Here is a 14,618-nt window from a genome sequence, read left to right as displayed (position 1 = left end):
CAGGGGATGCGCCGGTGCCGGGCGGCAGCGCCGGTCACCGGCCAATCGCGCAGAACAACGATGGGACAGGTGCAGGCAGAACCGCGGCGCTGGTAGTTGCGCAGCCAGCCAGGGTGATTGCGCGCCATGTTCAAGGCTAGGCTAAAAGGTAAGTTTTACGACATGGCAGATTTTTCTTGGTTGCGCGGTGCAGGTCCGGCCGCGCAGATCCTCACCGCATCCGATTGGACCGCCAGTCCGCTGGGTGCGCCAGCGCAGTGGTCGCCCATGCTGCGCGCCACGCTCAACCAGATCCTGCTCTCGCCCACGCCCAGCCTGCTGGTCTGGGGTGGCGCGCGGTCCATGCTCTACAACGACGCCTTCGCCGCCTGTCTGGGCAGCGCCCATCCGGCCGCCTTGGGCGCGCCGCTCACCACCATCGCCGGCTGGCCAGGGACCGACGCCGAGTCCGCCGGGCGTCTGCAGTCGGCGGTACTGGCCAGCCTTGCCGGCGCACCGCAGCAGGCCGAATGCCTGGCCTTGCTGGCGCCGCCGCAGGCCGCCACGGCGCGTTGGGACTTGTCCTGCGTGCCGCTGTGGGAGCTCGATGAACCGGCGCAGGCCCAGGCCAGCGGCGTGCTCTGTACTTTCCTGCGCGCCTCGGGCGTGCAGACGGCCTTGCTCCATACCGATCTGCTGAGCGACCTGATGGAGCAATCGCCCAGCTTCAAGGCGGTGGTGCGCGGCCCCGAGCATGTCTTCGAACGCGTCAACAGCGCCTATTTCAAACTGTTCGGCGACCGCCCGGTGATTGGCCAGCCTGCGCGCATGGCCTTGCCCGAGCTGCTGGACGAGAACCTGTTCATGCTGCTGGACCGGGTCTACCAGACCGGCCAGGCCTATACCGAGCGCGGCGCCCGCCTGTTCCTGCGACGCGGGGTGGACAGCCACTTTGACGGCGCAGTGCTCGATTTCGTCTTCCAGCCCATCAAGAACGCCGAGGGCAAGGTCGATGGCATCTTCATCGAAGGCAATGACGTCACCGAGCGCATGCTTGCTGAAGAGCGGCTGCGCATCGTCGACCGCGCCGGCGAGATCGGCATCTTCGAGTGGTTCCCTGACTCCGGCAGGCTGTCGGTGTCGGATCGCTTCCGCCGCCTGTGGGGGCTGCCGCCCGAAGGCGAGGTCACGGCGGCGCAACTGGTGGGAATGATAGACGAGCAATTCCATCCCAACCTGGGTACCGCGCGCATCAAGGAAGGCGGATCGCGCAACCCGCTCGAATACACCGAATACCACATCACCCGTCCCGATGGACAGCAGCGCTGGCTGGCCCGCAAGGGTGAGGTCGTGCAGGACGATCCGCGCACCGGCTCGCGCTATGTCGGTGTGGCCTTCGACGTCACTGCGCGCAAGCTCATGGAGCAGGCCCTGGCCGCTTCCGAAGCCAGCGTGCGCGCCAACAACGCCTTCGTGCGCCAGTTGCTCGATTCGACTGACCAGGGGTTCTTCTCCATCGACAGCGCGGGCATCATCACGCTGTGCAATGCCGCCTTCCTTCAGCTGCTGGGCTATGCCGCCGAGAAGGATGTGCTGGGACGCCCCATCCACGACGTGATCCTGCAGCCGTCCGAGGAGACGCAGTCCCGCACCGGCTGCGCGGTCTTGCGCGCCGCCCGCGAAGGCGTGAGCGCCCACGTGGACAGCGAGAACTTCCTGCGCGTGGATGGCACCAGCTTCCCGGTGCAGTACCAGACCCACCCGGTCTGGCAGGACGGCCAGCTGCAAGGCGCGCTCTGCACCTTCGTCGACCTGACCGAGCGCCGACGCGGCCTGCAGGCCTTGTCGTGGAGCGAAAACCGGCTGCGCGCGATCTTCAACCAGGCCTCGGTGTGCTTTTCCGAGCTGGACCTGCAGGGCCGCTACCTGCGCGTGAACCAGGCGCTGTGCCGCATGCTCGGACGCAGCGAGGAAGAGATGCTGGGCATGACCCTGGCCGACGTGACGCATCCGGACGATGTGCCGATGAACATGTCGCTGTTCAACCGCTGCATCGAGGATGGCCGCTCCTTCACCCTGGAAAAGCGCTACCTGCGTCCGGACGGCTCGACCTTCTGGGTCTCCAGCGACATCAGCCGCATCGTTGACGGCGAGGGCCGGCCGCAGGCCATGATCGCGGTCTCGACCGACATCACCGAACGCCGCCGCGCCGAGGAGGCGCTGCGCGAACTCAATGACACGCTGGAGCAGCGCGTGGTCGAGGAAATCCTGGAACGCAGCCGCGCCGAAGCGGCGCTGCGCCAGATGCAGAAGATGGAAGCGGTCGGCCAGCTCACCGGCGGCGTGGCGCATGACTTCAACAATGTGCTGCAGATCATCGGCGGCAACCTGCAATTGCTGCAGTCCGATCCCCGTCTGGACGAGCGCAGCCGCCAGCGCGTGCGCATCGCCATCGGTGCGGTCGACCGCGGCGCCAAGCTGTCTTCGCAATTGCTGGCCTTTGCGCGCCGGCAGCCCTTGCAGCCGCGCAGCATCAACCTCGAACGCGTGGTGCAGAACATGGATGACCTGCTGCGCCGCGCCGTGGGCGAGAACATCGATATCTCCACCCGCGTTGCGCATGACTTGTGGAATACCATGCTCGACCCCAACCAGGTCGAGAACCTCATCATCAATACCGCCATCAACGCCCGCGACGCCATGCCCAGCGGCGGACGGCTGACCGTGCAGATCGACAATGTGCGCCTGGAAGATCCGGTCTTTCTCTCGCAGGCCGACCTGGCCCCGGGCGAATACGTGGAACTGCAGATTTCCGACAATGGCGCGGGCATGTCGCCGGAGGTGCGCGATCGCGCCTTCGAACCCTTCTTCACCACCAAGCTGGAAGGCGAGGGGACCGGCCTGGGCCTGTCCATGGCCTATGGCTTCGTCAAGCAGAGCAAGGGCCATATCAGCATCCACAGCGAGCAGGGCAAGGGCACCACGATCCGGATCTATTTCCCGCGCTGCCTGGATGAAGAAGTCCGTATCGATGAAGTGCGCGACCTCACCGTGCATGGCGGCGACGAGACCATCCTGGTGGTAGAGGATGATCCCAATCTGCAACTGACCGTGATCGATACCCTGTCTTCGCTCGGCTATCGCGTGCTCAAGGCCGACAATGGCGAGCGCGCCCTGGAGATCCTGCAGAGCGGGGTGGCGATCGACCTGGTGTTTACCGACGTGGTCATGCCCGGCAGCGTGCCCGTCACTGAACTGGCGCATGCGGCACAGCGCCTGCTGGTGCCGGATATCGAGATCCTCTTCACCTCCGGCTACCCGCGCGACACCATCGTCCACGAAGGTCGGCTGGACGCCGGCGTGGAGCTGCTCTCCAAGCCTTATCGGATCAACCAGCTGGCCCAGCGCATCCGCCAGATGCTGTCCCAACGCGCGCATCGGGTGGAACTGGCGCAAGTGACCCGCGAGCGCGACCAGGCCGCCGCCTCGGCCACCATCCATGTGCTGCCGCGCACCGAGCGGGAGCCTGTCGCGCAGGCCGATCCGCTGGTGCGTGAAGCCCATGGCGCGGGCGGCGCCAGCGCCGCGCAGCCGCTGCCCGACTATCCTCGTCCTGAACCCCAGGAGGACGCCGGCGGACTGCGCCTGCTGGTGGTGGAAGACAACATCGATTCACAGCAACTGGTCTGCGAACTGCTGGAAACCCTGGGCCATCAGGCGCGCGGCGTCATCAGTGGCGAAGAAGCCCTGCAGGCGCTGGAGGAGCAGGGCTTCGACGTGCTCTTCACCGATGTGAACCTGCCCGGCATGTCCGGGGTGGAGCTGGCCAAGGCGGCGCTGGGCCGTTTCCCCGATCTGGCGGTGATCTTCGCTTCGGGCTACGGGACGATGGTGGCGCGCAATGTCGGGTTCGCCGCCCATGCGCTGCCCAAGCCCTACGATATCGACCAGTTGCAGGAAATTCTCGACAAGATCGCAGCAGGCTGAAGCTTTTTGCTTGCAACAGAGGCCGCCAGTCTTGCCGGACTGGCGGCTTTTTTCATGGGGCGGGCGGAAACGGGGGAGGGGAAAGCTGAAGCGGGAGGTTTCTTTTTTACGACATATTCCATAAAATAAATGGGAATTATTATTGTTCCTATTATTGGGCGTCAACATGATCGTGATGGGCGAAAGCAGGCCGGGGGCCGGTTGACGGCCTCGCGCGCCGCCCGCCACCTTCCACTCAGCCCTTCAGCAATTCGGCACATCGGCCAGGTCCATCTCATGCGCGCTACGCTCGTTCTTCTCCATCGCTGGTTCGGCCTGGCCGCTGCGGTGTTTCTCTTCATCGCGGGCCTGACCGGGGCCGTCATTTCCTGGGACCACGAGCTCGACGCCTGGCTCAATCCCCAGCTCTTCGACGCCCGCAGCGCCACCCAGCCGGGCGCTGGTGCGCCCATGCCCGGGCTGGAGCTGGCGCGCCGGGTGGAACAGGCCGAGCCCCGCTTGCGGGTGACCTATGTGCTGACCCAGGCCGAACCCGGTCACACCATCGGCATGATGGTCGAGCCGCGCGTGGACCCGGCCACCGGCAAGCTCTATACACTGGACTACAACCAGATCGCCGTGGACCCCTTCACCGCCGAGATCCAGGGCCGCCGCATGTGGGGCGCGATCTCGCTGTCGCGGGAGAACCTCTTGCCCTTCCTCTACAAGCTGCACTACACCATGCACCTGCCGGACCTGGGCGGGCTGGAGACCGGCATCCTCTTGATGGGCATCATCGGCATCGTGTGGGCGCTGGATTGCCTGATTGCGCTTTACCTGTCCTTTCCCAACTGGCGCAGCTGGCGCAAGTCCTTGGCGTTCCGCTGGCGCGACGGCGGCCACAAGCTCAACTTCGACCTGCATCGCTCCGGCGGCGTGTGGGTGTGGGGCTTGCTGCTGATCCTGGCGGTCACCTCGGTGTCGATGAACCTGGAACGCCAGGTGATGCGGCCGCTGCTGCAGACCCTCTCCACGCTCACGCCCAGCCCCTTCGACACCCGTACCCCGACCGCCCCCGAGAAAGTGGCCGAGCCGCGTATCACCCGCGAGCAGGCGGTGGCGCTGGGCCAGGCCCAGGCACGCAAGATGGGACTGACCGAGCCGGTGGGTGGGGTGTTCTATTCGGGCATGTTCGGCGTCTATGGCGTGGGTTACTTCCAGCCCGGCAACGACCATGGCGATATCGGCCTGGGCAATGCCTGGCTTTACTTCGACGCCAACAGCGGCGCTTACGAGGGCGGCAAGATCCCGGGGCGGGGCAGTGCCGGGGATATCTTCCTGCAGGCGCAGTTCCCCTTGCATTCGGGACGCATCCTGGGCTTGCCGGGACGCATCCTGATCTCCTTCATGGGGGCGCTGGTGGCCATGCTGTCGGTGACGGGCGTGATCATCTGGGTGCGCAAGCGCAAGGCGCGGCTGCAGCAGCGCGAGCGCACGGCGGCCCAAAAGACACCGGCCCGCGAGGGGCCGGTAGCGGAACTGCAGTAGGGCGCGGCGGCCCTGCTCCAGTGGTCAGTGGGCCATGAGCACAGGCAGGGTCATGGTCTTGAGGATGGTCAGGGTCACGCCGCCCAGCAGCACTTCACGGAAGCGGGTGTGGCCATAGCCGCCCATGACCAGCAGGTCCGAGCCCTTGTCGGCGGCCAGCGAGAGCAGGGCGTTGCCGATGTCCAGCGGGGTCTGTTCCTGCGCCACTTCCACCGTCACGCCATGGCGCGCCAGGTACAGGGCGATATCGGCGCCGGGCTGTTCGCCATGGGTGCCCAGGCGCTTGTCGGAGTTGAAGATCACCACCGTCACGTTGTCCGCCTGGCGCAGCAGCGGCAGGGCGGCGGTGACGGCGCGGGTCGATTCCATGCTGCCATCCCAGGCGACCAAGGCGTTCTTGCCAACGTGCTTGAACTCGCCGGCGCTGGGGATGATCAGCACCGGACGGGGCGAATTGAGCATCACGTATTCGGGCAGGTCGGTGAGGAAGCTGTCGTCGGCATCGTCCAGGTCGGCCTGGCTGACCACCACCAGGTCGGCATAGCGCGCCTGCAGGGCCAGGCCGCCTTCGGCATCGTCATCGACGAAGCGCTTTTCGCAGGAGGGCACGCCCACGCTGTTGGCGATCTTGTCGAAGTTTTCCAGCGCCGCCAGGGCGCGGTCGCGGAAGCCATCCATCTGCGCGGCGATATAGGCCGCGCCTTCCATGGTGATGAAGCTGGAGATGCCGCTGACGGAGCTGCCGATCAGGTGCGCCTGCTGGGCGCGCGCCAGTTCGGCGGCGATGCGGATGCGCTGGGCAGCGTGACGTGACTGGTCGACATGGACCAGGATCGACTTGTAGCTCATGGTAGCTCCTCGGGGTGTTGGGATGGAAAGGCGTCCGCGATGGGATGCCATGGCTTCAGACTAGGCCTGCGTGCGGCCCTCGTCCAGCGCAAAACCGGGCGCAATTGACACATGTCAAGCACAGCCGGCTTGTCCGCCGCGCCGCCTGTTCCAGCGCAGCAATGATGCGATCAGGCTGGCTGGGGTATGCTTGTGGACTTTGATCCCCGGCCTCGCTGCAACGAGGCATCCACGCACCGACGCCACGAGCACACCATGTCTTCCATCTTCCATCTCGCCTATCACGTGCGCGACCTCGACGCTGCCCGCCGCTTCTATTGCGACCTGCTGGGTTGCCAGGAGGGACGCAGCACCGATACCTGGGTCGATATCGACTTCTTCGGTCATCAGCTCTCGCTGCATCTGGGCGAACCCTTTGCGGTGAGCAACACCGGCAAGGTCGGCCATCACATGGTGCCCATGCCGCACCTGGGCGTGATCTTGCCGATGCCGCAATGGCAGGCCCTGGCCGACCGCCTCAGCGCCAGCGCACAGGTGCAGTTCGTGCTGGCGCCGCAGATCCGCTTCGCCGGCGAACCGGGCGAGCAGGCCACCATGTTCTTTTGCGATCCCTCGGGCAATCCCATCGAGGTCAAGGGCTTTGCCGATCTCCAGCAGGTCTACGCCCGATGAGCGCGCTCACCCCGATCTCCCCCATCGCCTTCGTCAGCCAGGCCGGCGCCAGCGAAGTCCAGCAGTGGATCAGCGCGCTCCAGGCCGCCATGCCGGAAGAACGCATCCTGCCCTGCGAGCAACTGGACGCCGATCAGCTCGCGCAGTGCCGCGTGGCCATCGTCGCCAATCCCGATCCGGCCCAGCTCAAGCGCATGCCGAACTTGCTGTGGGTGCATAGCGTATGGGCCGGGGTCGAGCGCCTGGTCGCCGATCTTGGCCAGAGCGACTTGCAGCTCACGCGCCTGGTCGATCCGCGCCTGGCCGCCACCATGGCCGAAGCAGTGCTGGCCTGGACGCTCTACCTGCATCGCGACATGCCCCTCTATGCGCGCCGCCAGCGTGAACATCACTGGGAGGCGCAGCCCTACGTGCTGCCCGAGCAGCGCCGCGTCAGCCTGCTGGGCCTGGGCGCGCTGGGCGAGGCCGCGGCGGCGGCGCTGCGCCAGGCGCGCTTTGCCGTCAACGGCTGGAGCCGCAGCGCGCGCGAGGCGGAAGGCGTGCAGACCTTTCATGGACCGGCGGGCTTGGCGCAGATGCTGGCGCAGACCGATATCCTGGTCTGCCTGCTGCCGCTCACGGCCGAGACCCGTGGCCTGATCGATGCCGCCCATCTGGCCATGTTGCCGCCGCAGGCCCAACTGATCAATTTCGCCCGCGGGCCCATCATCGACGATGCCGCGCTGAAGGCGGCGCTGGACGCCGGCCAGCTCCGGCACGCGGTGCTGGACGTGTTTGCCGTGGAGCCTCTGCCGCCCGCAGCCTGGCCGTGGAGCCATCCGGCCGTGACGGTGCTGCCGCATTGCTCCGCGCCCACCGACCGGCAGACGGCCTCGGCCATCGTGGCCGCCAATATCCGGCGCTATCGCCACAGTGGGGAGATTGCCGCCAACGTCGATCTGCGCCGCGGCTACTGAGCCGAGCCTGCCTGGCCGGCCCTTGGCGGGCTATTGGCGGGCGATGGTGAAGCCGATGCTGTTGACGCCCTCTTTGCTGGAGGCAAAGGCGCGTCCGCCATGCATGCGCGCCACCGCCTTGACGATGGCCAGGCCCAGCCCGTGGCCATGGCTGCCGTTGATGTCCTGGCGGGCGCTGTCGACCCGGTAGAAGCGGTCGAACAGGCGCGGCAGGTGATGTTCGTCGATGGGCTTGCCGGGGTTGCTCACGGCCACCCGCACGGTCTCTTCCTGGCAGGCGATGTCGATGCGCAGCAGCGCGCCTTCGGGCGAATGCTGGATGGCGTTCTGGATCAGGTTGGTCAGGGCGCGCTTGAAGAGCGCCGTCTCCATCATCGCGGTGGCCTCGGTATCGCCCGCGACCTCGATGCGCATGCCGCTGTCGTCGAGCACGAACTCGAAGAAATCCACGGTCTTCTGCACCTCGTCGGCCACCCGCGCCGGCACCCGCGCCGTGGCCGCTTCGCCCTGATCGGAGCGGGCCAGGAAGAGCATGTCGTTGACGATGGAACGGATGCGGTCCAGTTCTTCCAGGTTCGATTGCAGCACGTCCTTGAATTCCCCGGCGCTGCGCTCGCGCGCCAGCGCCACCTGGGTTTCGCCGATCAGGTTGGCCAGCGGCGTGCGCAGTTCGTGGGCGACGTCGGCGTTGAAGGCTTCCAGCTGGGTGTAGGCGTCTTCGATGCGATCGAGCGCGCCATTGAAGGCCAGCGCCAGCACCGACAGTTCTTGCGGCATGGCCTCTACCGGCATGCGCGCGGAGAGCTTGCGCGGCGAGAAACTCTGCGCCCGGTCCGACATCTGGCGCAAGGGCGCCAGTCCGGCGCGGGCGATCCAGTAGCTGGAGATCACCGCCAGCACGATGCCCAGCAGGGAAAACACCGAGGTCGCCAGGAGGAAGGTGCGGCGCATCTCGAAATAGGGTTCACCATCCACCCCGACGGTGACGTCGACGGCGGGCCGCTCTTCGAAGGCGGGCAGGGTGCGCGTCATGATGTGCAGCGGATAACGACGACCCGGCAAATGCAGGCGGCCTACCGAGTTGCCCTCGTCGGCGCGGATGGCCTGCGGCGCCAGGCGGCTCAGGTCGCCGTAGGTAAAGCGGGCGTCGCTGCTGGAAATCCAGAACGAGACATGCTGGTCGGCTTGCGACAGCGTGGCCAGCTTGGCCTGCACCCGGCCCCAGCGTTCGGTATTGCCGGCGCGGCCGATCTGGTAGCTGATGTCGTTGAGGGTGGTGACCAGGCCGTCGCGTTCGTGGCGCAGCAGCTCACCCTTGAGCACGGTGTAGAGCACCATCCCGGTGAGCGCAAAGATCAGCAGCGCCGAGGCCGCCGACATCCACACCAGCCGCGCCGTGATCGATTGCCGCAGCGGCAGCCAGCGCAGGCGCACTGCGTTCTCGCCAGGCTCAGTCATCGCTGCTGTCGGCCGTGGCGCGCGGCTCCAGCACATAGCCCATGCCGCGCACGGTATGCAGCAGCTTCTGTTCGAAGGGCGCATCGATCTTGGCGCGCAGGCGCTTGATGGCGACCTCGACCACATTGGTATTGCTGTCGAAATTCATGTCCCAGACCAGTTCGGCAATGGCGGTCTTGGAGAGGATCTCGCCCTGGCGGCGCGCCATCACGGCCAGCAAGGCAAATTCCTTGGCGGTGAGGTCGATGCGCAGCCCGCCCCGGAAGGCCTTGCGCGAGAGCAGGTCGATCTGCAGGTCGCCGATGCGCAGCTGCGCCGGTTCCTGGGCGCGGCCGCGGCGGGTCAGGGCCTGCAGCCGAGCCAGCAGTTCGAGGAAGGAGAAGGGCTTGATCAGGTAGTCATCGGCGCCGTCATGCAGACCCTTGATGCGGTCTTCCACGCTGTCGCGCGCGGTCAGCATGATCACCGGCGTCTCCTTGACCTTGCGCAGCGCGCGCAGCACCGAGAAGCCGTCCAGGCCCGGCAGCATGACGTCCAGCACGATCACGTCGTAATCATGCTCGATGGCCAGGTGCTGGCCATCCACCCCATTGGCGGCCAGGTCCACCGCGCAGCCCTGCTCGGTGAGGCCCTTGCAGAGGTACTCGGACATCTTTTGCTCGTCTTCGACTATCAGAATCTTCATGCGGTCTCCAGCGGCCCTGCCAGGGCTGGTTTGCCTGGCGGTGGCCCATGCGGGATTCTACCTTCCCGCTGCGTTGTGTTGCATGGGCATGTTCACCCCTGCGGATTGGCCAGCCGCGCCGCCTTGCGCGCCTGGCGTGCTTCTTTCTTGCGCATGTACCAGTAGTGGGCGCGGTCCAGATAGAGATAGACCACCGGCGTGGTGAACAGGGTCAGCGCCTGCGACAGGATCAGGCCGCCCACCATGGCATAGCCCAGCGGGCGGCGCAGCTCGGAACCGGCGCCGTGGCCCAGCATCAGCGGCAGGCCCGACAGCAGGGCGCACATGGTGGTCATCATGATGGGGCGGAAGCGCAGCAGGCAGGCCTGGTAGATGGCTTGTTCCGGCTTCATGCCCTGGCTGCGCTCGGCGGTGAGGGCGAAGTCGATCATCATGATGCCGTTCTTCTTGACGATGCCGATGAGCAGGATGATGCCGATGAGGGCAATGACCGAGAGATCATAGCCGCCCGCCATCAGGATCAGCAGCGCCCCCACGCCCGCCGAGGGCAGGGTGGAGAGGATGGTCAGGGGATGGATGTAGCTCTCGTAGAGCAGGCCCAGCACGATGTAGACCGCGATCAGGGCCGCTGCGATCAGGTAGGGCTGGGACGAGAGCGAATCGCCAAAGGCCTTGGCCGTGCCCTGGAAGTTGCCCACCAGGGTCTGCGGCACGCCCATCTGGTCCTTGGTCTTCTGGATCACATCGACGGCTTCGCCCAGCGAGACGCCCTTGGCCAGGTTGAAGGAAATCGTCACCGCCGGGAACTGGCTCTGGTGGCTGATGGACAGGTAGGAGGTCTTGCTGGTGTCGATCTTCACGAAGGTCGATAGCGGCACCTGCTGGCCGGTCAGGGGCGAGGTCAGGTAGAGCTTGTCGAACAGCGCCGGGTCTTTCTGCAAGGCCGGTGTCACTTCCAGGATCACGCGGTAGCTATTGATCTGGGTGAAGTACTGGGCCACCTGGCGCTGGCCGATGGCGTCATAGATGGTGGCGTCGATCAGCGACGGCGAAATGCCGAAGCTGGAGGCGCGTGCGCGGTCGATGGTGATCACCGCCGCGGCGGCCTGGTTCTGCTGGTCGGAGGCCACGTCGGTCAATTGCGGCAGCTGGCGGAAGCGTTCCAGCATGCGCGGCGCCCAGACGTTGAGTTCATCCAGGTCGGTATCGGTGATGGTGTACTGGTACTGGGTGCGCGAGAGGCGGCCGCCGACGTTGATGTCCTGGCTGGCCTGCATGAACAGGTTCACCCCCTCGATCCTCGCCACCTTGGGACGTAGCCGGGCGATGATCTCGTCGGCATTGGTGGTGCGTCCCTGGTCCTTGGGTTTCAGGGCGATGAAGAACTGGCCGGTATTGAAGGTGGTCGAGCCTGCGCTCATGGCAAAGCCGATCACGTCCGGGTCCTGGCGCACCACCTCGGCCACCTTCAGCAGGCGCTCGTGCATGGCCGCCGAGGACGTGTCCTGCGCGGATTCGGCAAAGCCGACGATGACGCCATTGTCCTGTTGCGGGAAGAAGCCCTTGGGGATGAAGATGAACAGCACCGCCGTCAGCGCCAAGGTCGCGATGAAACTCATCAGGGTGATGAACTGGTGCTTCATCACCACATCCAGGCCGCGCTTGTAGCCGGCCAGCATGGCGTCGAAGCAGCGTTCGAACCATTGATACAGCTTGCCGTGGCGCTGGCCATGCTCGTTCTTCAGGAAGCGCGAGCACAGCATGGGCGTGAGCGTCAGCGAGATGATGACCGATACGGCAATGGTCAGCGTCACCGTGACGGCAAACTCGCGGAACAGCCGGCCCACGATGCCCCCCATCAACAGCAGCGGGATGAACACCGCCACCAGCGAGACCGAGATCGAGATGATGGTAAATCCGATCTCGCCGGCGCCCTTCAATGCGGCCTCCAAGGGCGTCATGCCTTCTTCGACGTAGCGGTAGATGTTTTCCAGCATGACGATGGCGTCATCGACCACGAAGCCCACGGCAATGGTCAGCGCCATCAGCGAAAGATTGTCCAGGCTATAGCCCACCACGTACATCACCCCGGCCGTGCCCATGATGGCCAGCGGCACGGTCACCGAGGGGATCAGCGTGGCGGCCACGTTGCGCAGGAACACGAAGATCACCATCACCACCAGTGCGATGGTCAGCACCAGGGTGAACTCCACGTCTTCCACCGAGGCGCGGATGGTCTGGGTGCGGTCGATGAGCGTATTGACGTGGATGGCCGCGGGGATGGCTGCACGCAGGCGCGGCATGGCGGCCTTGATGCGGCCGACCGTCTCGATCACGTTGGCGCCGGGCTGCTTGGTGATGGCCAGCACGATGGAGCGGCCATTGGTGATGCTGTGGTCGGCCGTGTTGGCCGCGCCGGCGAAGGCCCAGGCGGCGATCTTGTTGTTTTCCGGCCCGTCCACGGCGATCCCGATGTCCTTGACCCGGATCGGCGCGCCATTGCGCCAGGCCAGGACCATGTCATTCCATTGCTCGGCCTTGAGCAACTGGTCATTGGTATAGACGGTGAAGGCCTGGCGCGCACCGTCGACGGTGCCCTTGGGCTGGTTCACGGTGGTGGTCGCGATGACGCCGCGGATGTCTTCCAGGCTCAGTCCCAGCGTGGCCAGCTTGGCCGGATCGACCTGGATGCGCACGGCCGGCTTCTGCTGGCCATTGACGTTGACCAGGCCCACGCCGGAGATCTGCGAGATCTGCTGGGCCAGGATGTTGTCGGCATAGTCGTTGACCACCGTCAGCGGCAGCGCTTCGGACTGCACCGACATGATCATGATGGGCGAATCGGCCGGATTGATCTTGCGGAAGGTCGGCGGATTGGGCAGGTTGGCCGGCAATTGCCCGGTGGAGGCATTGATGGCCGCCTGCACATCCAGTGCGGCCGCGTCGATGTTGCGGTTCAGGTCGAACTGCAGCGTGATCTGGGTGCTGCCCAGGGTGCTCTGCGAGGTCATCTGCGAGAGCCCGGCGATGAGCGAGAACTGGCGCTCCAGCGGCTGGGCCACGTTGGACGCCATGGTCTCGGGACTGCCTCCGGGCAACTGCGCAGTGACCTGGATGGTGGGGAAGTCCACCTGCGGCAGCGGCGCCACCGGCAGCAGCGGCCATACCGCCACGCCTACCAGCAGGATGGCAATGGCCAGCAGCGTGGTGCCGATGGGGCGCTTGATGAAGGCGGCAGAGACGCTCACTTGGCATTTCCTTTCGCCTTGGCCTCGGCATTCGCCTCGGCCTTGGCCGGCTGCGGCTTGCTCTCGACGATGCGGCTGCCGGGCTTGAGCTTGTACTGGCCGTCGATGACCACCCGCTGGCCTGCTTGCACGGCGTTGCCGGCGGCCAGCACGGCGATGCCGTCCTGGATGCGTTCGACCTTGACCGGCTGCATGCGGGCCTGGTCTTCCTGGTCGATGGCGTAGACGTAGGTGCCTTGCTGGTTGCGCTGGATGGCGGCCGCCGGCACGGTGAGGGCGTTGCCGTGGCTGCGCATCTGCAGGCGGGCGTTGACATACTGGCCTGGCCAGAGCTTGTGGTCAGGGTTGTCGAAGCGCGCCTTCAACTGCACCGTGCCGTTGGTGGTGTTGATCTGGTTGTCCAGCAGGACCAGCTTGCCGGTGGCCAGCACTTCCTGCGAGTCGCGCGCATAGGCGGAGACCTGGAGCGGCTGCTGGTGAGCGCGCTGGGCGCGGTTGATGCCGGCCACGGCTTCTTCGGGCAGGGTGAAGACCAGGGTGATCGGATCGATCTGGTTGATTACCACCAGACCGTTGGCGTCCGTGGCATGCACGATGTTGCCCGGATCGACCAGGCGCGCGCCGACGCGGCCCGAGATCGGCGCATTGATGGTGGTATAGCTCAATTGCACCTTGGCATAGGCCACCTGGGCCTCGTCGGTCTTGACGGCCGCTTCCAGCTGCGCCACCAGGGCCTTTTGCGTATCGAGCTGCTGCTGGGTGGCGGCGTCCTGGCTGCGCAGGGTGGTGTAGCGTTGCAGGTCCAGCCGGGCGTTCATCAGCGTGGCGCTGTCCTTGGCGCGCTGCGCCTCGGCCTGGGCCAGTTGCGCCTGCAGTGCGCGGGCGTCGATCTGGGCCAGCAACTGGCCTTTCTTGACGTCTTCGCCTTCCTGGAAGCCGACCTTTTCCAGCTGGCCATCGATGCGTGTCTTGACCACGACGCTGGCGTTGGCGGTCACCGTCCCGACGCCGGCGAGGTATTGCGGCAAGTCGCGTTCCTGCACGCTGGCCAGGGTCACGGAGACGGGCGGCGGCGCCTTGGCCTGCGGCTGGTCGGCGGCGCTGGCGCGCTGCAGGTGGGTCCAGCCGCCGATGCCGGCCATCAGCAGCGCTGCGGCCAGTGCGATGGCCAGTCGGGAACGCCGGGGAGGGGTGGGTGAGGTGCTCATGCCTGAAACTCGTCCTGAAATGTTCGCGAGGAAAGGGGGATTCGACAAT

At 66.0% G+C, this 14,618-nt stretch carries 9 protein-coding genes; 4 read left to right on the top strand and 5 right to left on the bottom strand.

Annotated features, from left to right (window positions below):
- Window positions 1–162: 162 nt before the first annotated feature.
- The gene (locus tag ACP92_RS12420) at window positions 163–3,966 is read left to right on the top strand and encodes a hybrid sensor histidine kinase/response regulator (RefSeq protein WP_048348562.1); all 3,804 of its coding nucleotides are present in this window, start codon (window positions 163–165) and stop codon (window positions 3,964–3,966) included.
- A 276-nt stretch (window positions 3,967–4,242) separates the two neighbouring features.
- Complete coding sequence (locus tag ACP92_RS12415) at window positions 4,243–5,493, top strand: PepSY-associated TM helix domain-containing protein (protein WP_013234467.1); 1,251 nt, start codon at window positions 4,243–4,245, stop codon at window positions 5,491–5,493.
- A gap of 24 nt (window positions 5,494–5,517) precedes the next feature.
- On the opposite strand, the gene ACP92_RS12410 is transcribed toward ACP92_RS12415, so the two are convergent.
- Complete coding sequence (locus tag ACP92_RS12410; protein ID WP_013234466.1) at window positions 5,518–6,342, bottom strand: universal stress protein; 825 nt, start codon at window positions 6,340–6,342, stop codon at window positions 5,518–5,520.
- A 255-nt stretch (window positions 6,343–6,597) separates the two neighbouring features.
- Here ACP92_RS12410 and ACP92_RS12405 point away from each other — a divergent pair, with 255 nt between their 5' ends.
- Window positions 6,598–7,014 (top strand): VOC family protein, encoded by a 417-nt coding sequence (locus tag ACP92_RS12405; protein WP_013234465.1) that lies wholly within the window; start codon window positions 6,598–6,600, stop codon window positions 7,012–7,014.
- Window positions 7,011–7,970, top strand: a complete 960-nt coding sequence (locus ACP92_RS12400) for a 2-hydroxyacid dehydrogenase (protein WP_013234464.1) — start codon at window positions 7,011–7,013, stop codon at window positions 7,968–7,970. The genes ACP92_RS12405 and ACP92_RS12400 overlap by 4 nt, the downstream gene beginning before the upstream one ends.
- 30 nt (window positions 7,971–8,000) lie before the next feature.
- Here ACP92_RS12400 and ACP92_RS12395 read toward each other — a convergent pair whose 3' ends face one another.
- The 4 genes from ACP92_RS12395 to ACP92_RS12380 all read right to left on the bottom strand — a co-directional run bounded on the left by ACP92_RS12395 (window position 8,001) and on the right by ACP92_RS12380 (window position 14,569).
- Window positions 8,001–9,428 (bottom strand): heavy metal sensor histidine kinase, encoded by a 1,428-nt coding sequence (locus ACP92_RS12395; protein WP_041310760.1) that lies wholly within the window; start codon window positions 9,426–9,428, stop codon window positions 8,001–8,003.
- Window positions 9,421–10,113 (bottom strand): heavy metal response regulator transcription factor, encoded by a 693-nt coding sequence (locus ACP92_RS12390; RefSeq protein ID WP_013234462.1) that lies wholly within the window; start codon window positions 10,111–10,113, stop codon window positions 9,421–9,423. Before ACP92_RS12390 ends, ACP92_RS12395 begins: the two co-directional genes overlap by 8 nt.
- Before the next feature lie 92 nt (window positions 10,114–10,205).
- On the bottom strand, window positions 10,206–13,361 hold the full coding sequence (locus ACP92_RS12385; protein ID WP_013234461.1) for an efflux RND transporter permease subunit: 3,156 nt from the start codon (window positions 13,359–13,361) through the stop codon (window positions 10,206–10,208).
- Complete coding sequence (locus tag ACP92_RS12380) at window positions 13,358–14,569, bottom strand: efflux RND transporter periplasmic adaptor subunit (protein ID WP_013234460.1); 1,212 nt, start codon at window positions 14,567–14,569, stop codon at window positions 13,358–13,360. The genes ACP92_RS12385 and ACP92_RS12380 overlap by 4 nt, the downstream gene beginning before the upstream one ends.
- Between the last annotated feature and the right edge of the window lie 49 nt (window positions 14,570–14,618).

This window comes from Herbaspirillum seropedicae, from assembly GCF_001040945.1.
GTDB classification, from domain to species: domain Bacteria; phylum Pseudomonadota; class Gammaproteobacteria; order Burkholderiales; family Burkholderiaceae_D; genus Herbaspirillum; species Herbaspirillum seropedicae.
This window is presented reverse-complemented; position numbering and strand designations above follow the sequence as displayed.